This is a genomic window from Vibrio coralliilyticus (genome assembly GCF_024449095.1).
GTDB classification, from domain to species: Bacteria; Pseudomonadota; Gammaproteobacteria; order Enterobacterales; family Vibrionaceae; genus Vibrio; species Vibrio coralliilyticus_A.
This window is the reverse complement of the sequence record NZ_CP024627.1, coordinates 2,799,401-2,818,679: the sequence shown is the minus strand read 5'-3', so window position 1 is coordinate 2,818,679 and position 19,279 is coordinate 2,799,401. Positions and strand designations below refer to the sequence as shown.

The 19,279-nt window shown below is 45.2% G+C and carries 20 protein-coding genes and 1 tRNA gene; 13 read left to right on the top strand and 8 right to left on the bottom strand.

Annotation, left to right across the window (positions count from 1 at the left end):
- Window positions 1-40: 40 nt before the first annotated feature.
- Window positions 41-2,425 carry an LPS assembly protein LptD gene (lptD, locus tag CTT30_RS13205; protein ID WP_252035375.1) on the bottom strand — a complete coding sequence of 795 codons (2,385 nt, stop codon included), beginning with the start codon at window positions 2,423-2,425 and terminating at the stop codon, window positions 41-43.
- A 148-nt stretch (window positions 2,426-2,573) separates the two neighbouring features.
- Between lptD and djlA the strand changes: the two genes are divergently transcribed.
- Complete coding sequence (djlA, locus tag CTT30_RS13200) at window positions 2,574-3,425, top strand: co-chaperone DjlA (RefSeq protein ID WP_239865287.1); 852 nt, start codon at window positions 2,574-2,576, stop codon at window positions 3,423-3,425.
- Window positions 3,426-3,485: 60 nt separating this feature from the next.
- Here the strand turns inward: djlA and CTT30_RS13195 are convergent.
- From CTT30_RS13195 to rpsU, 5 genes are all read right to left on the bottom strand, one after another.
- A tRNA-Ile gene (locus tag CTT30_RS13195) sits at window positions 3,486-3,561 on the bottom strand.
- Between the two features lie 139 nt (window positions 3,562-3,700).
- The gene (rpoD, locus tag CTT30_RS13190; RefSeq protein ID WP_006958179.1) at window positions 3,701-5,554 is read right to left on the bottom strand and encodes an RNA polymerase sigma factor RpoD; all 1,854 of its coding nucleotides are present in this window, start codon (window positions 5,552-5,554) and stop codon (window positions 3,701-3,703) included.
- A gap of 97 nt (window positions 5,555-5,651) precedes the next feature.
- Window positions 5,652-7,409 (bottom strand): DNA primase, encoded by a 1,758-nt coding sequence (gene dnaG / locus CTT30_RS13185; protein WP_252035374.1) that lies wholly within the window; start codon window positions 7,407-7,409, stop codon window positions 5,652-5,654.
- Between the two features lie 93 nt (window positions 7,410-7,502).
- Window positions 7,503-7,946, bottom strand: coding sequence for a GatB/YqeY domain-containing protein (locus CTT30_RS13180; RefSeq protein ID WP_252035373.1), 444 nt, complete (start codon window positions 7,944-7,946; stop codon window positions 7,503-7,505).
- A 26-nt stretch (window positions 7,947-7,972) separates the two neighbouring features.
- Window positions 7,973-8,188 (bottom strand): 30S ribosomal protein S21, encoded by a 216-nt coding sequence (rpsU, locus tag CTT30_RS13175; protein WP_001145625.1) that lies wholly within the window; start codon window positions 8,186-8,188, stop codon window positions 7,973-7,975.
- A 228-nt stretch (window positions 8,189-8,416) separates the two neighbouring features.
- Here rpsU and tsaD point away from each other — a divergent pair, with 228 nt between their 5' ends.
- Window positions 8,417-9,433: a tRNA (adenosine(37)-N6)-threonylcarbamoyltransferase complex transferase subunit TsaD gene (gene tsaD / locus CTT30_RS13170; protein WP_064488052.1), complete on the top strand. Its 1,017-nt coding sequence runs from the start codon at window positions 8,417-8,419 to the stop codon at window positions 9,431-9,433.
- Window positions 9,434-9,484: 51 nt separating this feature from the next.
- Here the strand turns inward: tsaD and CTT30_RS13165 are convergent, their stop codons facing one another.
- Window positions 9,485-10,807, bottom strand: a complete 1,323-nt coding sequence (locus CTT30_RS13165) for an IS4 family transposase (protein ID WP_252034657.1) — start codon at window positions 10,805-10,807, stop codon at window positions 9,485-9,487.
- Window positions 10,808-11,001: 194 nt separating this feature from the next.
- Between CTT30_RS13165 and CTT30_RS13160 the strand changes: the two genes are divergently transcribed.
- Complete coding sequence (locus CTT30_RS13160) at window positions 11,002-11,817, top strand: alpha/beta fold hydrolase (protein ID WP_252035372.1); 816 nt, start codon at window positions 11,002-11,004, stop codon at window positions 11,815-11,817.
- 11 nt (window positions 11,818-11,828) lie between these two features.
- On the opposite strand, the gene plsY is transcribed toward CTT30_RS13160, so the two are convergent.
- Complete coding sequence (gene plsY / locus CTT30_RS13155; RefSeq protein WP_252035371.1) at window positions 11,829-12,443, bottom strand: glycerol-3-phosphate 1-O-acyltransferase PlsY; 615 nt, start codon at window positions 12,441-12,443, stop codon at window positions 11,829-11,831.
- A 158-nt stretch (window positions 12,444-12,601) separates the two neighbouring features.
- Between plsY and folB the strand changes: the two genes are divergently transcribed.
- The 10 genes from folB to nlpD all read left to right on the top strand — a co-directional run bounded on the left by folB (window position 12,602) and on the right by nlpD (window position 19,233).
- Entirely contained in the window at window positions 12,602-12,955 is a 354-nt protein-coding gene (gene folB / locus CTT30_RS13150) for a dihydroneopterin aldolase (protein ID WP_252035370.1), read from the top strand.
- Window positions 12,952-13,440 (top strand): 2-amino-4-hydroxy-6-hydroxymethyldihydropteridine diphosphokinase, encoded by a 489-nt coding sequence (gene folK / locus CTT30_RS13145; RefSeq protein ID WP_252035369.1) that lies wholly within the window; start codon window positions 12,952-12,954, stop codon window positions 13,438-13,440. The genes folB and folK overlap by 4 nt, the downstream gene beginning before the upstream one ends.
- A 17-nt stretch (window positions 13,441-13,457) precedes the next feature.
- Window positions 13,458-14,261 carry an undecaprenyl-diphosphate phosphatase gene (locus CTT30_RS13140; protein WP_252035368.1) on the top strand — a complete coding sequence of 268 codons (804 nt, stop codon included), beginning with the start codon at window positions 13,458-13,460 and terminating at the stop codon, window positions 14,259-14,261.
- Between the two features lie 112 nt (window positions 14,262-14,373).
- Window positions 14,374-14,652, top strand: a complete 279-nt coding sequence (gene ftsB / locus CTT30_RS13135) for a cell division protein FtsB (RefSeq protein WP_239865280.1) — start codon at window positions 14,374-14,376, stop codon at window positions 14,650-14,652.
- 2 nt (window positions 14,653-14,654) lie between these two features.
- Entirely contained in the window at window positions 14,655-15,359 is a 705-nt protein-coding gene (gene ispD / locus CTT30_RS13130) for a 2-C-methyl-D-erythritol 4-phosphate cytidylyltransferase (RefSeq protein ID WP_239876863.1), read from the top strand.
- A 3-nt stretch (window positions 15,360-15,362) separates the two neighbouring features.
- Window positions 15,363-15,842: a 2-C-methyl-D-erythritol 2,4-cyclodiphosphate synthase gene (gene ispF, locus CTT30_RS13125; RefSeq protein ID WP_252036649.1), complete on the top strand. Its 480-nt coding sequence runs from the start codon at window positions 15,363-15,365 to the stop codon at window positions 15,840-15,842.
- 46 nt (window positions 15,843-15,888) lie between these two features.
- On the top strand, window positions 15,889-16,935 hold the full coding sequence (gene truD / locus CTT30_RS13120) for a tRNA pseudouridine(13) synthase TruD (protein ID WP_252035367.1): 1,047 nt from the start codon (window positions 15,889-15,891) through the stop codon (window positions 16,933-16,935).
- Window positions 16,932-17,690 carry a 5'/3'-nucleotidase SurE gene (gene surE, locus CTT30_RS13115; protein ID WP_252035366.1) on the top strand — a complete coding sequence of 253 codons (759 nt, stop codon included), beginning with the start codon at window positions 16,932-16,934 and terminating at the stop codon, window positions 17,688-17,690. Before truD ends, surE begins: the two co-directional genes overlap by 4 nt.
- A gap of 2 nt (window positions 17,691-17,692) precedes the next feature.
- Window positions 17,693-18,319, top strand: a complete 627-nt coding sequence (locus CTT30_RS13110) for a protein-L-isoaspartate(D-aspartate) O-methyltransferase (protein WP_239865274.1) — start codon at window positions 17,693-17,695, stop codon at window positions 18,317-18,319.
- Window positions 18,320-18,321: 2 nt separating this feature from the next.
- A complete protein-coding gene (gene nlpD / locus CTT30_RS13105) occupies window positions 18,322-19,233 on the top strand; it encodes a murein hydrolase activator NlpD (RefSeq protein ID WP_252035365.1) in 912 nt (303 codons plus the stop codon).
- The last annotated feature ends 46 nt before the right edge of the window (window positions 19,234-19,279 follow it).

Below are 19,279 nucleotides of genomic sequence, written 5' to 3'. Positions count from 1 at the left end.
TAAAAAATGAACCTGTGCTTTTAGACCACAGGCTGTTAAATTAGTTGTTTAAGAAGAATGGTCGGCCGTAACCCAACGAACTATTCGCGCTATCAGCCCCTGTGACACCAGAATCAGAGCCAATAGCGGTACCAAATCCAATAATACCAAAGTTAAAACTGAAGTTGTTTTCATAAGTTGGTGTCGAGTCAGGGTAGCTTGAGAAACTCGGGCTCCAACTACGAAGCTGATTGCTGTAGTTAAAACCAATATACCAACAATCTGAGGTGTAGCTTAACCCAGCTAGCCATTCCAGTTCTTCATCAGTGGTTAAGTCGTAAAAATATTGAGCATTTGCTCGCCATTTTTGTGAAATTTGGTAACCTGCTATGACACCTGCCTGAGAAATGCCATCTTCCGTTATCGATTCTAGATCGCCAATACTGTCACCAAGCGTACTTTCTATGTAGCTACGCGTCACGTAGCGATAGTTACCTTGAATAAAACCATCGGAGAAGCGATATTCCAGAGTGCTATTGCCAAGCTGAACTTCACTGGTATCAATGTCATACTGAATACCGCCATGGTAGAAGAGATAGTCATCATAGTTGAAGTCCATTTCGACTGCCCATGCAGAGTAATCTGATTTGTTATCTTGATTAGCGATATTGGAATTCTTCGTATCTTTATCAAGATAGAATATTTGTCCGAATGAGATATTTAGACGCTCTTTGTACTGGTCGTCAAAAAATCGCGTAGAGGCACCATAGCTAAATTGATTGGCAGCGGCAATGCGGTCAACACCACTGTATTTGCGGCTGCGAAATAAACCATAATAATCGGTTTGTAGTAAGGTGCTATCGTAAAGGTAGATTTCACTTTGATCTTTTTCCGGCACATACAGGTATTGCACTTGGGGTTCAAGCGTCTGAGTGTAGTTATCAAAGATAACCGTATCTCTTTCCAATACTACGCCCGCGTGAGTACGAAATTCTGGAATGACGCGTGAGGTCGACTCTTTGAGGTTGTAGCCATCGTCACTAAAGTCGGAAAGGTCAAGTCCGCCCAAATCTTGTTGGTAGTAAGTTCCTAAGACACGGGCCTCGGTCGTCCAAGTCCCCCATGTGGTGCCGATTGGCATGGTGATACCTGGCTCGACATGTACTCGTGTTGCTGAAGGCTTGTTAGGATCGTCAGTATCAAACTGGGATACATGGCTGAGTACATCAAAATCAAGATAACGCATCAACTCGGGCGCATAGTAGTTAAACTCAAGTTGAGGTAGAAGACGGTAGGGGGTATTGCTACTGGTCGTAAGGACTTGGAAGTCTCGCGTAAGAATAGAGGCATCCCAGTTAGAAGAACGATAAGTGGCTTGTGCTTCTTGAATTAACTGCCCATCTTCTCGGTTACCTATTCCTGAGTCTAAATCGGTAAAGTATCGGATATCACTGACTTTGGAGTAGTCGATTTCGAATTTCCAACTTTCCTGAAAAATACCGTTGTGTTGCCATTGAAAGCCCCAGCGTTCCCCTTGTTCAGGGTACTTTTTATCATCTGGTAAGTACTCAGATTTAAGAGTGCTGTAGCCGAGATCCGAAAGATAGCGGAACTCACTGTTTAGCTGAGTCCCCCGTTCCTGCATATGCTTGATCGTTGTTTCTAAATCATAGTTTGGTGCCAAGTTCCAGTAAATTGGCACCTCCATTTCAAAGCCATCGCTGGAGCCATAGGAGACGGTTGGGTATAAGAAACCTGTCTTACGTGTATCACCAATAGGTACGGTGAGAAAAGGGAGATAAAATACTGGCACGTTCATTATCTCGAAACGCGGGTTGTAGAAGGTCGCTTCTTCTTCATTTTGATCAATGTCGATGCTCGACGCTTTCATTCGCCAAGATTTGTCGCCTTCAGGGCAGGAGGTGATTGAACCATCCTCGATTTCGTAAACGGCTTTACCTGTTTTTGAAACATAGACGGCTTCTCCGCGGCCCGGCTCACATAAGAATTTATAGTTTGTATTTTCCAGTGTCACTTCATCAGTGTTCAACTTGTTAACGGCTTTATCTGAGATTGTTTTCAGCTCACCGTCACTGAATGTCACATTACCCTCAGCCACAACAATATTGTCTTGTTGATGTAAAGTTACATTGTCCGCTTTCATGCGTTTTTTGCCTTGTACAACCGTCACGTTGCCACTATAGGTGGCTTTGTCTCCGTTGATCGCTTCTAGGCTGTCTGCTTCAACGTTAATTGGCAGTTGATTTGCGTTTTCAGGCTCCTCTTCATTGACCAGACATTGATCAATAAGGTCTAATGTTTGGCATTCGCCAATGAACGGCATTTCTTGTGAAGTGTCTAGAGGGACATCTTCAGCTTGGGCCTGAGGCATAAGAAATGCGGCACTAATTGAAGTGGCTAACAAGGTGCGAGAAAAACGTGGCATCGAGTTTTACTATCCTGTTGAACTTGATATATCCGGTGAATAGATGACCGAATGTAAAATAAAACGGCCCTTATAATAAAGGAATTTGTCGCTTACGGCACTATCAGACCGCTTTACTAAGAAAAAATTCAGAGATTGAGAACACATAATGCATATTTTTGGCAAGATACTTGGCACTTTTTTTGGTTTCTTGATGGGAGGGCCGTTTGGCGCCATATTTGGTCTGTTCTTAGGCCATCAGTTCGATAAAGCTCGCAGGTTGCGTCAAGCTGGTTTTAATTCCGGTTTCGGCGGTGGCCCCAGTCAGGCTGAACGACAAGAAGAGTTCTTTAAAGCGGCTTTTGCGGTAATGGGGCATGTAGCCAAAGCGAAAGGGCAAGTTACTCGTGAAGAGATTCAGTTGGCGACAACTATGATGGATCGTATGAGTTTGCATGGGGAGTTGCGCCGCGCCGCGCAGAATGCATTTCGTGAGGGGAAGGAGGCGGATTTTCCGCTCGAAACCGTTCTAGAAAGAGTGCGTATTTCCGCTGGTGGTCGATTTGATCTGATGCAGTTCTTCTTAGAGTTACAGATCTCAGCCGCCTTTGCTGATGGAGATATTCATCCAAGTGAACGTAGTGTCTTGCATAAAGTGGCAAAAGGGTTGGGCTTTTCCTCAGAACAGTTAGAGCAACGCTTACGTATGCAGGAGGCAGCATTCCGTTTTCAGCAAGGAGGCTTTAGTGGGCAATCTGGAGGTGCTCACTCCCATCAATCGAGTGGTTGGCAACAAGCCTCGACTGCGGATCAATTAAGTGATGCATATAAGTTATTGGGTGTTGATAGTAGTGCGGAGACAAAAACGGTTAAACGTGCTTACCGTAAACTGATGAATGAGCACCATCCTGACAAGCTAATGGCAAAAGGCTTACCACCAGAAATGATGAATGTAGCCAAAGAGAAAGCTCAAGAAATCCAGAATGCTTATGACTTAATCAAAAAGGCCAAGGGTTTTTAATATTAGATACAATCGAAAGTAAAAAGCCTGATGAGTTTCCTCATCAGGCTTTTTTGTATTTGGTGGCCCCTCGCAGACTTGAACTGCGGACCAATCGATTATGAGTCGACTGCTCTAACCACTGAGCTAAGGGGCCGTTAGGAGGAGAATTATAGGGTAAGCCGATAGGGCTGTCTAGATACTTGATAGGGTAAATGCGCTTAGATTTTATCCACTTAAATCATTTGGATACAAAAAAGACGAGCAAGTGCTCGTCTTTTAATCAATTTGCTTGGTTACTCATCCAAGAAGCTGCGCAGAGTTTCTGAGCGGCTCGGGTGACGAAGTTTACGCAGTGCTTTCGCTTCAATCTGACGGATACGCTCACGAGTTACATCAAACTGCTTACCAACCTCTTCTAAGGTGTGGTCAGTATTCATATCGATACCGAAACGCATACGCAGAACTTTCGCTTCACGAGGTGTTAAGCCTGCCAGTACATCTTTCGTTGCCACTTTTAGGCTTGTAGAAGTGGCTGAATCGAGAGGTAGCTCAAGCGTGGTATCTTCAATGAAATCGCCTAGATGCGAATCTTCATCGTCACCGATTGGTGTTTCCATTGAGATTGGCTCTTTGGCAATCTTCAGCACTTTACGGATTTTGTCTTCCGGCATTTGCATGCGTTCAGCCAACTCTTCCGGTAGTGGTTCACGGCCCATCTCTTGCAGCATTTGGCGAGAGATTCGGTTTAGTTTGTTGATCGTCTCGATCATGTGAACCGGAATACGGATAGTGCGTGCTTGGTCTGCAATCGAACGAGTGATCGCCTGACGGATCCACCAGGTTGCGTAAGTTGAAAACTTGTAACCACGACGATATTCGAACTTATCAACTGCTTTCATCAGGCCGATGTTACCTTCTTGAATCAGATCCAAGAATTGAAGACCTCGGTTGGTGTATTTCTTCGCGATAGAAATAACCAGACGTAAGTTCGCCTCGACCATCTCTTTCTTCGCACGGCGGGCTTTCGCTTCACCGATTGACATGCGGCGACTGATGTCTTTGATGTTCTGAACCGTAAGCGATGTTTCTTCTTCAATCACTTTTAGCTTCATGATTGAGCGACGAATATCATCCTCGCTACGACGGATCTTTTCCGCATACGGTTTATCTGAAGAGAGAATCTCATCTAGCCAAGCTTCGCTAGATTCATTGCCTGTGAAGAGAGTAATGAACGATTTCTTTGGCATTTTGCCATACTCAACAGACGCTTTCATGATCAGACGTTCTTGAGTACGTACACGCTCCATTGAGGTGCGCAGCTCTTCAACTAGGTAGTCAAATTGTTTAGGCGTTAGACGGAATTCTTTGAAGACGTCGATAACCATCTCATGGGCAAGTGTCGCTTTCGGACTCTCGTTGCCATACTCGTTACAAGCAAGCTGATAGTTCTGGAAAGTGTTACGCAAAGCCGTGAACTTTTCTAGAGCAAGCTCAGGGTCGATGCCTGTATCTTCCTCTTCTTCATCGTCCTCAGACTCTTCCGCGTCTTCTTCTTCAGCATCTTCATCTTCAAGATCTGATTCTGCAAGTTCAGAACCGATATGCGTAGCCGTTGGGGCCGCTGTTTCATCTGCGTCTGGGTCGACGAAGCCCGTGATAAGATCGGTGAGGCGAAGTTCTTCTGCCTGAACCTTATCAAACTGCTCAAGAATATATGGGATCGTTCCTGGATACTCAGCAACCGCATTTTGAACTTGGTTAATACCATCTTCAATACGCTTTGCAATATCGATCTCACCTTCGCGAGTCAGTAGCTCTACGGTACCCATCTCGCGCATGTACATACGCACTGGGTCAGTGGTGCGGCCGATTTCATTTTCTACGCTTGATAGCGCAGCAGCAGCAGCTTCAGCTGCATCCTCATCGGTGATTGTATCGTCATCATTCAGTGCAAGATCATCAGCATCCGGAGCAGTTTCCACTACTCGAATACCCATGTCGTTGATCATCTGAATGATATCTTCGACCTGCTCGGAATCTACGATTTCTGCTGGCAGGTGGTCGTTTACTTCTGCGTAGGTCAGATAGCCTTGTTCCTTGCCTTTAATGACAAGTTGTTTTAGCTGTGACTGCGGATTTTGATCCATAGACGGTATCCAACTTAGTATCTGGTGAAGGAATTAGTATGCGAGTGCAAACCACACATATTAACAAATTAATTTGTTGCTGACTATTCGAACAGGGTTACGCTTTTAAATCTAGCATCAATGCTAGCAGCTCCCTTCTCTCTTCGGTTGATAAACCGACACTTCTTTCTTTGGCCTGCAGATCTTCAATTTGTTTTTCGACACACTGAGCCAATATTTTGTCCAGCGAGTCTAAAAAAATATCTTGTTCATTGTCTTCATCGAGCGGAATTTCCCACCCTGCTAAACGAGACAGTAGAGCATCATGGCTCGTATTTCGCCAGTGTTCAGTCAACTGGCCTGTGCTTACATTGGGGTGCTGATAACAATATTCAAGCACCTCAACGAATAAACTTAATCCAGGTACCGCTAAGCCTTTCACACTCGAGAGATCTGGTACCATTTGAGCATAGCTCGGATTTTGAATAAGCAAAGCGATAACCTCTCGCATTGGAGTCCGTTTGATCTCCTTATGCGGTTGAGGTCTGGTTTCACTTGCCCTTTTACGAGGTTGGCGTAATCGGTTGTCAAACCCAGTACGTTCATCTAGAAGTTTTTCCAGTAATTCTTGAAAATAAGGATCTGGGATTTTATTGATCAGATTACTGGCGTGTGCACGTAGTGCCGATTTACCTTCATTACTGCCTAGGTTGAGTTGATGAATCTCGATTAAATTTTCAAATAAATAGCGTGAAAGCGGAATGGCTTGATGCATTTTCTGCTCAAAGGCATCTTTGCCGTATTTTCGGATATAGCTATCTGGGTCTTCACCATCTGGTAGAAACAAAAACTTCAGAGTGTTACCTGTTTTCAGGTATTGCAGCGCATTCTCTAGCGCACGCCAAGCCGCCTCTTTACCTGCGCGATCGCCATCGTAGCAACACACAACGGTATTGGTCTGCCTAAACAGCAGTTGAATATGATCACCGGTCGTAGACGTACCAAGTGAGGCTACCGAATAATCGACACCATATTGCGCTAGCGCGACCACATCCATATAGCCTTCAACGACAAGAATCTGAGGAGGCTCGCGGTATGCTTGGGTCACTTCATAGAGCCCGTAGAGCTCTTTCCCTTTGTGGAAAATAGGCGTTTCAGGAGAGTTAAGGTATTTTGGTGTGCCATCGCCAATGACTCGCCCACCAAAGCCAATCACTCGGCCTCGTCGGTCGCGGATCGGAAACATCACCCGGCCGCGAAAGCGGTCATAGCGGTTACCTTTATCGTTCTCAATCAGCATACCACCTGATACAAGCAAATCTTGAGCTTGTTTCTGTTGACCAAAGTTTTTCCGCACCAGATCCCATTCATCAGCGACATATCCGATGCCAAACTTCTGAACGATTTCACCAGATAAACCACGATCTTTGAGGTAGTCAATCGCGACCTTGCTGGTAGACAGTTTGAGCTGGTCTCTATAGAACTGCGCAATCCCAGTCATTAAATCATAGAGATTACGTTTTTGCTCGGTATTTGCTTGAGGCTGATTGGAAGGAAAACGGCCACCCTGACGTTGTTCTCTTGGAACATCAATGCCAAGGTAAGAGGCGAGCTCTTCAATGGCTTCAGGGAATTCAAGGCGCTCGTATTCCATCATAAAGTCGATGGCATTACCGTGTGCTCCACAGCCAAAACAGTGATAGAACTGCTTTTCTTGGCTAACACTAAATGAAGGTGTTTTCTCGTTGTGGAAAGGGCAGCATGCGCTGTAGTTTTTGCCTTTTTTCTTAAGTTTTACCCGAGCGTCAATGATATCGACGATATCCAGTCGAGCCAGTAGGTCATCAATAAAACTGCGGGGAATGTGTCCTGCCATAAAACCTAACAAAGAAAGAAAAGACTAATCTAGATACAAACAAGCCGTGCGTTCCAGAGGATAGCACGGCTTGCTGCAATTTGGCTTGGGTAATTAACCGAGTTTAGCGCGAACTAAACCACTGACTTTACCCATATCTGCACGCCCTTGAATTTGAGGCTTAAGCACGCCCATTACTTTACCCATGTCTTGCATGCCCGCAGCACCTGAATCAGCAATAGCACTCTCAATAAGTGCCGCCACTTCTTCATCAGTTAGCGGTTGAGGCATAAAGTCCTCAAGTACAGCAATCTCAGCTTGCTCAGCATCGGCAAGATCTTGACGACCTGCGGATTCAAATTGAGCGACAGAGTCGCGACGTTGTTTAACCATTTTCGTCAATACAGCGAGAATATTGTCGTCGCCCAGAGTAATCTGTTCGTCAACTTCACGTTGCTTAATGGCGGAAAGAGCTAAACGAATAGTGCCAAGGCGAAGTTTGTCCTTGGCTTTCATCGCTAATTTTTGCTCTTCTTTGAGAGTATCAATCAGAGCCATAACTAGAATCCTTTTGGACTTAGCTATTAGTACAGGCGAACGCGACGAGCGTTTTCGCGAGCTAGCTTCTTAGCGTGACGCTTTTGAGCCGCTGCTTTAGCGCGTTTGCGAACTGTAGTTGGCTTTTCGTAGTGCTCACGACGACGCACTTCAGAAAGGATACCTGCTTTTTCGCAAGAGCGTTTGAAACGACGTAGAGCAACGTCGAACGGTTCGTTTTCACGTACTTTAACTACTGGCATATGCCTTTCACCTCAGGGGTTATTCGTTAATGCTGACTTCACAGTACCGAGCTTTAATGCCGGGTCTACAATCAGCTTGATCAAAAATGGTGCGGAATTTTAATCCGATCACATAGGCTTTGTAAAGCCCTTTGTAGTCTATTCAGTATACAAAATTTGTTTGCGAAGCCAAGCCGAGGTAAGATTGCGCCAATTTTGAATCAGAGATTAAGACACCTAGGTTAAACCATGCGCATTATTGGTATTGAAACCTCATGTGATGAAACAGGCATCGCGATTTACGACGATGAGAAAGGGCTGCTTTCTCATAAGTTATATAGTCAGGTTAAGCTCCATGCCGATTATGGTGGTGTGGTACCTGAACTTGCCTCACGAGATCATGTAAAGAAGACGATCCCATTGATCAAAGCCGCAATGGCCGAAGCGAACCTGACGCCAAAGGATATTGATGGAGTTGCGTATACTGCAGGTCCGGGCTTGGTTGGGGCGTTGCTTGTTGGTGCAACTATCGGTCGTAGCTTGGCGTATGCGTGGGGTGTGCCTGCTGTGCCTGTCCATCATATGGAAGGTCACCTTCTTGCGCCTATGCTAGAAGATAATCCTCCTCCCTTCCCATTTGTCGCAGTCTTGGTCTCTGGTGGTCACTCAATGATGGTTGAAGTGAACGGCATTGGTGAATATAAGATTCTTGGTGAGTCGATTGATGACGCCGCAGGGGAAGCTTTTGATAAAACAGCTAAACTGATGGGGTTGGATTATCCAGGTGGTCCATTGCTTTCTAAGTTAGCTGAAAAAGGCACGCCAGGGCGCTTCAAATTCCCTCGTCCAATGACAGATAGACCGGGCTTAGATATGAGCTTCTCAGGGCTGAAAACATTTACTGCTAATACTATTGCAGCGAATGGTGACGACGAACAAACGCGTGCTGATATAGCTCTAGCTTTTGAAGAAGCGGTGTGTGCTACATTAACGATTAAATGTAAGCGAGCGCTAGAACAAACGGGTTTTAAACGCATCGTAATAGCGGGGGGCGTGAGTGCTAATCGTCGATTACGTGCTGACCTAGAACAACTTGCGCAGAAAATTGGCGGTGAGGTTTATTACCCTCGTACCGAGTTTTGTACCGACAATGGTGCAATGATCGCGTATGCAGGTATACAACGATTAAAAAATGGTGAGCTGGCAGATTTATCGGTTCAGGCGACGCCACGTTGGCCTATCGACCAGCTTGAACCCATCGCATAGATTGCTTGTTATAAGGCCGCTCTTGAGAGTCTAATGCCGTTCGGATAAGCATTAACGCTTATACCTAAATGGGTATTTGGGTGGGACAAAAAGGACTGAACGTGGATACGTTCGGTCCTTCCTTTTATCCGGTAAAATGAAGTGACTTATGTTCTCCCTCATTTGCTTGAGTTTGCTCGGTAGAGTTCCGTCAGGGCTAAGCGCTAGCCAACGTAGCTGGGTATCTATCAAATTTATTGCCGCTGTAAAGCTCACTCTAGTTGGCCTTACCTCAGCGTCTTTAGCAATATGAACCATCTCTAAGCGCACCAAATTGTACGCCAGCAATATTCCCCAGAGCTCTTGTCTAACACCAGCAGCAAAACGACTTCTCAAGGTGACTTCATTTTGTAACTGAGTTTGTTTTATCTCACCGTAACCTTCTTCTATTTCCCAGCGTTGCCAATAGACAGTCAATAAGTCTTCTAATGAGTATTTCTCAGGATCAACCAGTGAAGTTATAAAGCCTTCAATTTCACCTTTTGGGTCTTTGTAGAGGATGAGGCGTGCTTGCCAATGAGTCGGCAAATTAGGGTTATTGCGCTGAGCTTGCTGTGAAACAGGCATAGAGATAAGCATGTCGTTTTCAGCAAAACGCTCCAAAACTTCATATCTTACTTTGCGTTTCACAGGGGTTAGCCAGTGGCTATTGGAGGCAGCAGCATTCCACGATATCAATAGGTCGGCAGAAAAGTAGCAACGATCAAACAATGTGAGTGAGTTTGCTGGCACGTCTCCTAATAATCGGCGTGCCAGTGTTGTCTCACCGACCTGACAAGCATCGAATGCAGCCCCTACCATAAAACGTGTCTCGGTAGCCATCAGACCGACCAAGCGCAGTTGAGGATAAGGTTTATGTTTTTGAGAAATGAATCCAAACGCTTGCGCATTGTCTTCTGAATCTTGGCAACGAAAAGTGGTACCATCCACGGCCATAATGTTTAGCCCTAGCGCCTTATCCTTTACTAGCGCGTCGCTCTCCCATGCCGCCATAGAGGTTTTAAACAAAGCAGCGAGAGGAGCTTCGTCCAAACGTCGCCTAGAGTCAGTAAGTACGCTAGGTGCAACACGAGACCAAGAATCCTGAGGCTTAGGTTGGAGAGCTAGGTCAAGAGAACTGCATACTTCTTTGATTGATTTATTCCGTTGCAATCCCATCCAAATGACGAGCCAGACGGCTTGTTGCGCTGGTAAGCGTCGCCTTCTAATGCTTGCTTTAGACGTATCAAGCAAAGCTTGTTCTATCCATTCAAGCTGAATGGCATTAACTACAGACTCATAGTTTTTACCATCCTCGATAGTCTCATGTGCCAAAAGCAGCTCTTGAGCAAACATAAAAAATCCCCACTAACTTTGTTAGTGGGGATTATCATACGATCTCAGGATCGTTCAAGTCTCTAAAACGATCGGCATTACTCTTGAGAGTCGGCCTTTTTTCTTTTTATCGGATAAAGTGAAAACATCCGAGGTGTTAATTTTGTCATTAATGATACTCTTGGATTTTATAAATATTACCAATGGAAAAAACTGTGAATAAATTTGCTGTAGATGGCCATCAAATGGCGTATCAGGATATTGGCCAAGGCCCAGTTATTGTTTTTGGTCACAGCTATCTGTGGGACAGCGAAATGTGGGCACCTCAAATTGAAGTATTGAGTCAAAACTATCGCTGTGTAGTGCCGGATTTTTGGGCTCATGGTCAGTCTGAGTTTGCTCCTGCTTCAACTATCTCATTGGTGGATTATGCTCAGCAGATTATAGCGTTAATGGACCATCTGGAAGTTGAGCAGTTTTCGATTATCGGGCTTTCTGTTGGTGGTATGTGGGGCAGTGAAGTGGTTAATCTAGCACCTGAGCGTGTCAAATCTCTGGTTATGATGGATACGTTTGTCGGTTTAGAACCAGAAGTGACCCACAAAAAATACTTCACTATGTTGGAAACTATTTCGGCCGCACAAATGGTGCCTGAGCCTATCGTTGATATTGTTACTCCGATGTTTTTTGCGCGAAATGCAGAGCAAGAGTCACCTGATTTAGTGGCTGGATTTCGAGAGAAGTTATCTAATCTGAAAGGTCAGCAAGCTGCGGAAGTCGCTCGTATGGGGCGAATGGTGTTTGGCCGTCGAGACCAAATCGAAGATATTGAGAAGTTCGCGTTACCTGTGCTGATCGCTGTAGGGCAAGAAGACATTCCTCGTCCGGTCCTGGAATCGTATTTAATGAACGATTGCATTACAGGCTCAGAACTTATTCAGGTGCCGAAAGCTGGCCATATTGCTAACCTAGAGCAGCCAGAATTTGTCACTGCAATGTTGCAGAATTTCCTAGCGAAAATATACCTATAAACTCTAAGGCCTCATTCAGAGGCCTTATCTAAATCTTTCTTTTTCTCACCGACTTTAGGTTCCGTTCCCTCAGCTAATCGTCTGATATTTTGATGATGCCTAAATACAATAAGGCAACACAGCATAGCGACTGGTAAGGTGTATTGAGGTTTGATCATCCACGTATATAAAGGGGCCAGTAATACCGTGATGATAGCTGCAAGAGAGGAATAGCGAAAAACCAATGCGACTAATAACCATGTCACGATGATCATTGCGGTTAAATCAAGGCCTATCGGGGCTATTGCTCCAAGCGCAGTCGCGACACCTTTCCCTCCTTTAAAATGGAAAAAAATCGGATACATATGGCCTAAACAGGCAGCGATCGCAATCACACCAAGAATGATAGGGTCGATATTGAGGAAATATCCTCCCCAAACAGGAATGGTTCCTTTGAGCATATCGCAAAGCAAGACCGAAGCGGCGGCCTTCTTATCTCCGATTCTTAATACATTGGTTGCTCCGGGATTATGAGAACCTACACCCCTAGGGTCAGGCAACCGAAGTAAACGACAGATCAATACGGCACTCGAGATCGAGCCTAGTAGGTAGGCAAAAATGATCATGACAAGTGCTAGTGGAGTCATATTGAAGTTACTCGTTATTTAGAGATGTTAGCTAGGCAAGTAATTGATATCATATCGTGCTTAGAATACTCAAACTACCAACTGAGTGGTGTTTGAGATAAAAATAGTACGACTTTTTACCTGATTTGGGTATCCGACCTCTAAAGGAAGCAAAGCGCATGGATAAAGTATTTATCGAGCAGTTAGAAGTGATCACGACTATCGGCGTTTATGACTGGGAACAGGGAATCAAACAAAAACTGGTCCTGGATATTGAAATGGCTCATGACAACCAGCCTGCTGGGAAAAGTGATGACGTTGCAGATGCTCTAGATTATGCGCAAGTGAGTTCGGCTGTTTTGTCTCATATTGAATCAGGTCATTTTTTGCTGGTAGAACGGGTTGCGGAAGAAGTTGCCCATCTCATTATGACTCAATTTAGCGTGCCATGGGTTAAGATTCGCCTGACCAAGCCTGGTGCGGTTCCTCAGGCATCTGGTGTGGGTGTCGTGATTGAGCGAGGCCAAGCATGAACACGACATACATTGGCGTTGGTTCCAATGTAGACAGGCATAAACACATTGAGGCAGCTATCAGAGAGTTATCTCTACTCGGTCAAAATCTACGCTTATCAACTGTTTATGAATGCGAAGCGGTTGGGTTTGAAGGAGAGGCGTTTTTTAATCTTGTCGTAGAAATGCAAACCTCGTTAGATTTATTGGAATTTGCACGACAACTGCGTCAAATTGAGCTCAAATGGGGGCGAGAAGAAAATGCGAAGAAATTTGAGCCACGAACCGTTGATCTCGACATCATCTTGTTTGGCCAGAATATCTCTGAGCATTCGCCAGAGCTTCCTCGCAGTGATATCTACAAGTACGGGTTCGTGATTGAACCACTGCATGAACTGTGCGCTGCTCTTTGTGTTCCGGGAGATGGTCGCACGATCCACCAAATCTGGCTCGAATCTTCTTACCCAGAAACCTTAAACAAAGTTGAACTCTGGTTTAATAACTAAGCATAATTGAGTATCTAATGAGTTATTTTGAAGCTTTTATCCTTGCCTTAATTCAAGGGCTTACCGAATTTTTACCGATCTCCAGCTCGGCACACCTAATTTTACCATCGGCCATTTTGGGCTGGGAAGATCAGGGGTTGGCATTTGATGTAGCTGTTCATGTCGGCACATTAGCTGCAGTGATGATCTATTTTCGCAGCGAAGTGGTGGCATTGTTGTCGGCATTTTTTGCTTCGATCTTTAAAGGGGATCACAGTAAAGAAGCCAAGCTGGCATGGATGATCATTCTAGCCACCATACCTGCGTGTGTGTTTGGCTTGTTAATGAAAGACTTTATAGAATTGTATCTGCGCAGTGCTTGGGTGATTGCGACCACCACCATCGTGTTTGGTTTATTGCTGTGGTATGTCGATAAACACGCGAATCTAGCGGATGATGAGTATCAGGCAGATTGGAAGAAAGCATTGTTTATCGGTGTTGCTCAAGCCCTTGCCATGATTCCAGGCACCTCTCGTTCTGGCGCGACAATCACGGCAGCATTGTACTTAGGCTTTACCCGTGAAGCGGCCGCAAGGTTTTCTTTCCTCATGTCTATCCCTATCATTTTATTGGCTGGTGGTTACTTAGGTCTGAAATTGGTGAGCAGTGGCGATCCTATTCATCTAGGTTTTTTGCTGACAGGGATCGTAACCTCGTTTATCAGCGCCTACGTATGTATTCATTTCTTCCTGAAATTGATTTCACGAATGGGGATGACTCCTTTCGTTATTTATCGACTCATCCTTGGCTTTGGTTTATTTGCTTTCTTGCTTATACAGTAATTGCAGATAATAATCAGTATCTTCGTCAAGACCACGTGGCCTAATCTCGCCTGAAAAGCGACATTGTGGTATATAGGTGGTCTTTTTTTACCTCTTATTCTTAGAATATTTTATGCGGATTTTTGCCCTAACCTTACTTCTTTTATTAGGCTGGCTACAGTACACACTGTGGCTGGGTAAAAATGGCATTTCTGAATTTCAGTCGGTCAATGCTGAAATAGAAGTTCAGCATCAAGTGAATGGAAATTTGCAAAATCGGAATAATGAAATGTTCGCTGAAATTGATGACCTACGCCAAGGGCTTGACGCAATAGAAGAACGCGCGCGTCATGAATTAGGCATGGTCAAAGAAGGTGAGACGTTTTACCGCATTGTCGGAGATGAACGCTAGGCATGACAAAATCGAGTTTCTCTATAGTCGCTATTGTTCCAGCGGCAGGTGTCGGCAGTCGTATGCAGGCTGACCGCCCAAAACAGTACCTCACTATTAATGGTAAAGCCGTTCTTGAGCATACGGTTGAGAAGCTACTGCAACATCCTAAGGTAAGTACGGTTATCGTATCGATTACTGATGGTGATCCATATTTCCCATTGCTAGCTATTGCTCAAAACCCTCAGGTGATAAAAGTGGCTGGAGGAAAAGAGCGAGCTGATTCCGTGTTGTCGGGGCTAAAGTTTGTTCATGCTCATCGGCTTGCTGATTGGGTGATGGTACACGATGCCGCCAGACCATGCGTAAAACAGCAAGATTTAGACAAGTTAATTGATGTGTCTTTACAACACCCTGTGGGCGGGATTCTTGCCTCACCGGTCAGAGACACAATGAAAAGAGCAAACAGAGATCAAAACATTGCTCATACTGTAGATAGAGAAGCACTGTGGCATGCACTGACTCCACAAATGTTTAAAACTGAGCAACTGACCACTGTGTTAGAGGAGGCGCTTTCACGAGGTGCCACCATCACTGACGAGGCCTCGGCCCTAGAGTGGTCCGGGCAATCTCCAGCTTTGGTTCAGGGCTCGGCAGACAATATAAAAATTACACAGCCCGAAGACTTAGCGCTCGCAGAGTTTTATCTCAATCGTAATAAAGGATAAATGATGATTCGTATTGGTCATGGCTTCGATGTCCATAAATTTGGTGGTGAAGGCCCGGTAATTATTGGTGGCGTTTCAGTACCGTACGAGCAAGGTTTGATTGCTCATTCTGATGGTGATGTGGCCTTGCATGCATTGTGCGATGCGTTGCTAGGGGCAATTGCTGCAGGTGATATTGGGCGGCATTTTCCAGATACTGACGATGAATGGAAAGGGGCTAATAGCCGGGATTTGCTTCGCGATGTGTACCGCCGAGTTAAAGAGCAAGGTTACATCCTAGGTAATGCCGACGTCACTATTATGGCTCAGGCTCCGAAAATGGCGCCTCATATTGGCGCAATGTGTGAGGTTATCGCTCAAGATTTAGAAACTGACATCAGTAATGTAAACGTCAAAGCAACAACGACGGAGCGCCTTGGCTTTACTGGCCGTAAAGAAGGGATCGCGACGGAAGCCGTTGTACTCCTTATCAAACCACAATAAATCATGACGCCTTGGGAGTGAAAGCTTAGGGCGTAACGGTAATACTATGACTGATATTTTATCTTCCCTCGTTTATCTAAATGGCAAGCCTAAAGCAACAGGTAAGCTAAAAGCCAAGCCACAGCACTTTCAGGTTATTGAAAACTTGGGTTTTGCTTTTTCTGGTGAGGGAGAGCACTTGATGGTGCGAATCCGTAAAACAGGTGAAAACACCAGCTTTGTGGCAAATGAGCTTGCTAAAGTGTGCGGCGTCAAATCAAAAGATGTCAGTTGGGCTGGGCTTAAAGATCGACATGCTGTGACGGAACAGTGGTTGAGTGTCCATTTGCCTAAAGGTGAGACACCTGACTTTAGTGCGTTTCTTGCTCAGTACCCCACTATCGAGATTCTTGAGACTTGTCGGCACAACAAAAAACTGCGTCCAGGAGATCTAGTAGGAAATGAGTTTATCATTACTCTGACGGAAGTGAGTGAGGTTGACGATGTTCTCAAGCGGTTAGAGTTAGTTGGCCAGTACGGCGCACCGAACTACTTTGGTAGCCAGCGTTTTGGGCACGACGGGAATAACTTGAGTGAAGCTCGACGTTGGGGGCGCGACAATGTTCGAACCCGTAATCAGAATAAGCGCAGCCTATATCTTTCAGCTGCACGTTCATGGATATTTAATACCATTGTTTCTGCTCGTATTGAGCAAGAGTTGTTTAATCAGGTAATTGAAGGGGATTGCCTGCAAGCGCCTGAAGGAATCATGAGTGCAACCTCAGAGATGCTGGTGGAGTTAAATGAGAAGGTTGAAAAAGGAGCCCTACAGATCACGGCGGCAATGGCTGGTGATAATGCTTTACCCACAAAAGCTAAGGCTCTAGAACTTGAGCTACCTCACCTAGAGGCAGAACCGGATTTGATGGCTCTGATTCGCGGAAATCGTATGCGTCATGACCGTCGTAACATAGCTCTGAAACCTCAAAACTTGACGTGGAAGGCAGAGCATGACGCGATCACCTTACGTTTTTCATTAGATGCGGGTTGTTTTGCGACCGCAATTATCCGCGAGTTGATCCAAGAACTGGAAGTGGAGCGCAGTTACGAATGAGCGAGAAAGCACTAAAAATCCTGCTCAGTAATGATGATGGTGTGCATGCCGAAGGGATTCATGCTTTGGCTGATGCTTTGAGAGATTTGGCTGATATTACTATCGTTGCCCCAGACAGGAATCGCTCCGGTGCATCAAACTCACTTACGCTCGAGCAGCCTTTGCGAGTAAAAGTGCTTTCGGAAGGAGTCTACTCTGTTCAGGGAACCCCAACCGATTGTGTGCACTTTGCGTTGAATGAGCTTATGAAAGATGATCTGCCAGATTTGGTTTTAACAGGCATTAATCATGGGGCGAATTTAGGGGATGATGTGTTGTACTCTGGAACGGTGGCAGCTGCGATGGAAGGCCATTTTTTAGGGGTTCAATCGATCGCATTTTCATTGGTGGGTAAAACGCATTTTTCTACAGCAGCCCAAATTGCCCGTCAAATTGTCAGACAGCATCTATCGTCACCTATCCCTACTAATCGATTGTTAAATGTCAATATTCCGGATCTTCCACTTGAAGATGTGAAAGAAATCAGTGTGACTCGTTTAGGTGCGCGTCATCACGCTGAGGCGATGATCAAGCAGCAAGATCCACGAGGGCATGATATTTATTGGTTAGGGCCTCCTGGGAAGGAGCAAGATGCTGGGGAAGGGACGGACTTTTATGCCATTGAACAAGGCTTGGTTTCTCTGACCCCGTTGCAAGTTGATCTGACGGCACATGAGTCGTTACGCAGTATGGATAATTGGTTAAAGGACGAATAAGAATGACGAATCCCCATGCCGACCGATTGATTGACTTTTTGGTCGCCAGCGGCATTCAAGATCAAAGGGTGATCAACGCGATTTATACCGTACCGAGAGAGCGTTTTGTATCTCAGGCTATGATGCACCAAGCTTATGACAACAATGCGCTACCAATTGGTCAAGGGCAGACTATCTCTCAACCGTACATTGTGGCAAAGATGACAGAAATGCTTGAACTTAGCCAGACAAGTCAAGTCTTGGAGGTTGGGACTGGATCGGGCTATCAAACTGCGGTGTTGGCTCAGTTAGTGGATCACGTGTATTCGATCGAGCGTATTAAATCGCTTCAATGGGAGGCAAAGCGCCGCCTTAAGCAACTGGATATCTATAATGTTTCAACTAAGCATGGAGACGGTTGGCAAGGTTGGGCCGCAAAAGGGCCATTTGATGCGATCATTGTCACTGCTGCGGCCGCTTCAGTTCCGCCAGTGTTGCTTGAGCAGTTGGTTGAAGGTGGAATACTGGTGATTCCCGTCGGTGAGGATGTCCAAAAATTACTCAAAATTACTCGCCAGAATAATGAATTTTTATCTCAAATTATTGAGGACGTGCGTTTTGTTCCCCTCATTGCTGGTGAACTCGCTTAACTATGATGCTGTGGTCTAAGTTTTTTCCTGTTGTGGCTGTGAGTAGCATATTAATCGGATGCGCTGCTCATTCCCCTGCGCCAGTTTCAGGTTTAAACAAAGACTACAGCTCGATTTCCCGTGGGAGCTATCGAGGCAGTTACTACCAAGTCAAGAAAGGTGACACGCTTTACTTTATTGCGTATGTCACAGATAAAGATGTAAAAGATATCATTCGTTACAATGGTTTAACTAAGCCTTATACCATTTTCCCAGGCCAAAAATTGAAACTTTGGCAGCCTGCGTATAACCCGCCAGCGTATGGTGGTACTGGTGCGGGTACGGTATCCCCACCTGTGGCTGTTGCCGTAGCTTCAACTCCTTCTGTAAATTCGAGTAAAAACTCGAATCAATCAGTTAGCAACAAGGGCACACAAAGTAAACCGAGTGTGGCCAAAAAAGAACCAATTAAGAAGGTTGATCAATCAAAATCAAAGGAGTATGTTGGTTCTAAAAGTAAACAAAACGTTAACAAACCAGTCAGTGGTTCTAAACCAAAGAATGAGAAAATTTCTCGATGGTTATGGCCAACTAAAGGGAGGGTAATCAAAAACTTCTCAGCTGGAGATCAAGGGAATAAAGGCATCGACATTGCAGGACAGCGAGGTCAGCCGATATCGTCTACAGCTAGTGGCACCGTTGTATATTCGGGTAATGCACTGCGCGGTTATGGTAATCTTGTGATTATCAAACATAACGATAACTACCTCAGTGCTTATGCGCACAATGAACGGTTGCTCGTACACGAAGGACAAAGTGTAAAAGCAGGCCAGAAAATCGCAACAATGGGCAGTTCTGGAACCAACAGTGTTCGTCTACACTTTGAAATTCGCTATCAAGGTAAGTCGGTGAATCCAAAACGCTACTTACCCTAATACTTTATAGGTATATAGCGACATTAGAAGTAGTAATGTCTTGCTA

What these genes read in the sequence shown, in the direction of transcription:
- truD (WP_252035367.1), top strand. Translation starts at nt 15,889, where the DNA reads ATGACTGATATTTTATCTTCCCTCGTTTATCTAAATGGCAAGCCTAAA.
- CTT30_RS13165 (WP_252034657.1), bottom strand. Translation starts at nt 10,807, where the DNA reads ATGTTTGCTCAAGAGCTGCTTTTGGCACATGAGACTATCGAGGATGGT.
- nlpD (WP_252035365.1), top strand. Translation starts at nt 18,322, where the DNA reads ATGATGCTGTGGTCTAAGTTTTTTCCTGTTGTGGCTGTGAGTAGCATA.
- lptD (WP_252035375.1), bottom strand. Translation starts at nt 2,425, where the DNA reads ATGCCACGTTTTTCTCGCACCTTGTTAGCCACTTCAATTAGTGCCGCA.
- CTT30_RS13110 (WP_239865274.1), top strand. Translation starts at nt 17,693, where the DNA reads ATGACGAATCCCCATGCCGACCGATTGATTGACTTTTTGGTCGCCAGC.
- folK (WP_252035369.1), top strand. Translation starts at nt 12,952, where the DNA reads ATGAACACGACATACATTGGCGTTGGTTCCAATGTAGACAGGCATAAA.
- ispD (WP_239876863.1), top strand. Translation starts at nt 14,655, where the DNA reads ATGACAAAATCGAGTTTCTCTATAGTCGCTATTGTTCCAGCGGCAGGT.
- tsaD (WP_064488052.1), top strand. Translation starts at nt 8,417, where the DNA reads ATGCGCATTATTGGTATTGAAACCTCATGTGATGAAACAGGCATCGCG.
- djlA (WP_239865287.1), top strand. Translation starts at nt 2,574, where the DNA reads ATGCATATTTTTGGCAAGATACTTGGCACTTTTTTTGGTTTCTTGATG.
- rpoD (WP_006958179.1), bottom strand. Translation starts at nt 5,554, where the DNA reads ATGGATCAAAATCCGCAGTCACAGCTAAAACAACTTGTCATTAAAGGC.
- surE (WP_252035366.1), top strand. Translation starts at nt 16,932, where the DNA reads ATGAGCGAGAAAGCACTAAAAATCCTGCTCAGTAATGATGATGGTGTG.
- folB (WP_252035370.1), top strand. Translation starts at nt 12,602, where the DNA reads ATGGATAAAGTATTTATCGAGCAGTTAGAAGTGATCACGACTATCGGC.
- rpsU (WP_001145625.1), bottom strand. Translation starts at nt 8,188, where the DNA reads ATGCCAGTAGTTAAAGTACGTGAAAACGAACCGTTCGACGTTGCTCTA.
- ftsB (WP_239865280.1), top strand. Translation starts at nt 14,374, where the DNA reads ATGCGGATTTTTGCCCTAACCTTACTTCTTTTATTAGGCTGGCTACAG.
- dnaG (WP_252035374.1), bottom strand. Translation starts at nt 7,409, where the DNA reads ATGGCAGGACACATTCCCCGCAGTTTTATTGATGACCTACTGGCTCGA.
- CTT30_RS13140 (WP_252035368.1), top strand. Translation starts at nt 13,458, where the DNA reads ATGAGTTATTTTGAAGCTTTTATCCTTGCCTTAATTCAAGGGCTTACC.
- plsY (WP_252035371.1), bottom strand. Translation starts at nt 12,443, where the DNA reads ATGACTCCACTAGCACTTGTCATGATCATTTTTGCCTACCTACTAGGC.
- ispF (WP_252036649.1), top strand. Translation starts at nt 15,363, where the DNA reads ATGATTCGTATTGGTCATGGCTTCGATGTCCATAAATTTGGTGGTGAA.
- CTT30_RS13180 (WP_252035373.1), bottom strand. Translation starts at nt 7,946, where the DNA reads ATGGCTCTGATTGATACTCTCAAAGAAGAGCAAAAATTAGCGATGAAA.